1 protein-coding gene is annotated in these 1,672 nt (G+C 64.0%); it reads right to left on the reverse strand.

Annotation, left to right across the window (positions count from 1 at the left end; genetic code table 11):
- Nucleotides 1-39 precede the first annotated feature (39 nt).
- Nucleotides 40-1,598 (reverse strand): IS3-like element ISPa31 family transposase gene (locus tag ACNFCJ_RS23965; protein ID WP_154100869.1). Its coding sequence is split into 2 segments (ribosomal slippage): nt 40-1,136 and nt 1,136-1,598, totalling 1,560 coding nucleotides; the frame shifts between segments, so codons are not numbered across the junction.
- Nucleotides 1,599-1,672 lie beyond the last annotated feature (74 nt).

A 1,672-nucleotide genomic window follows, 5' to 3' on the forward strand; every position in this document is an offset into this window, starting at 1 on the left:
CCGGCGTTTTTCAAGATAGTTGTCGCGTCGACCGTGTTTTCAGGCCGCCTTTTTCTGCGGCTGTTGTTCCTGCTCCCGCTCGGGGTTGAGTGTCACCGCTCCGACCGGCGTCCAGTTGCGTGTGGTGCCTGACCAGCGCTCCGGCATGCGCTGGCGGGCTTCTTGGTACAGCGCATGGCGATGGGCCAGCGCGCGGTGATCTTCACCCCGATGGCGCTCTGCCGGTGTCACGAAACCGATGCGGCTGTGCCGGTGCTCGTGGTTGTACCAGCGGATGAAATCTCTCACCCAGCAACGTGCCGCTTCCAGGTCGGCGAAGCCTTGTTTCGGCCACTGCGGGCAGTATTTCAGCGTGCGGAACAGCGATTCCGAGTAGGGGTTGTCGTCGCTCACCCGCGGGCGGTTGTGCGACGGCGTGACGCCCAGGTCGTACATCTTTTGCAGCATGGTCGCCGATTTCATCGGTGCACCGTTGTCCGAGTGCAGTACCGGCGGCTTGAGCAGGCACTGCTCGCTGAGCACGCTGCGTTGCAGCAGCATGGCACCCAGCTCGCCGCTTTCCTGTTCGTGGACCTCCCAGCCCACCGCCTTGCGGCTGTAGATGTCTTCGATCAGGTACAGGTAGAAATACTTCCCGCGTACCGCCGCCGGGAGATAGGTGATGTCCCATGACCAGACCTGATTGGCGGCGGTCGCTACATGGCTGGTCGGCGCTTTCACCGTGCGCGGTGGCTGGCTGCGACCGCGGCGATGCTGCTGATCGGCTGCGTGCAGGACGCGGTAGAACGTCGACTCCGAGGCCAGGTAACGCCCGGCATCCGCCAGCCTCGGCACGATCTGGCTGGGCGGCAGATGCGCGTATTCCGGGCTGTTGCAGACGGCCAGGATGGCTTCGCGCTCAGCCGGGCTCAGTGCATTGCGCGGCACCGGTCGCTTGGCTGTGGGGCGGGCATCAGCGCGCACGACGTTCTCCTCGGTCCAGCGTTGCAGGGTGCGCAGGGACACGCTCAGCTCCTTGCAGGCCAACGTTTTACGGGCACCTGCGGCGACGGCTTCGTTCAGCCATTCAACGAGTTTCTGCCGTTCTGGCAGCGGGATCAGTTGTCCTCGCTGTCGTTGCCCCAGTAGGCGTTCAGCTTTTTTCGCAGCACCAGAATCGCTGCCGCCTCGGCCAACGCCTTGTCCTTGCGGCGCAGCTCGCGCTCCAGCTCACGGATGCGTTTCTTGTCTGCCTTGGCTTGCTCGCGCTCGGCCTGTCGCTGCGCCTGTGCCGACTGCTGGCCGCTGATGCACGCCTGCCGCCAGGTCTGCACCTGCTCGGGGTAGAGCCCCTTACGTCGGCAGTACTCGCTCAGTTCGATTTCCGACAGCGCAGCGGTTTCCAGCACGACGGCGAACTTGGCCTCGGCCGACCAGTCATCGGGCAGTTTCTTGTCTCCTGGCACGGGGGCTCCTTCAGCCTTGGCCTGTTTGCGCCAAGCATACAGGGTCATCTCGGAGACGCCTTCCTGGCGGGCGACCTCAGCCACGGACAGGTTGATCGGTGGCAGCAGCTTCTTCAGCAGGGCAGCTTTTCGTTCAGCAGAGTAACGCGGCATTGCATGGCTCTTTCCGCCCCCGGGGTTCAGTTTGGGTGAATCCGATCAGGCGACAACTATCCTGACACCGGGGG

It is taken from the genome of Pseudomonas sp. NY15364 (assembly GCF_048068235.1).
Lineage (GTDB): Bacteria > Pseudomonadota > Gammaproteobacteria > Pseudomonadales > Pseudomonadaceae > Aquipseudomonas > Aquipseudomonas mendocina_D.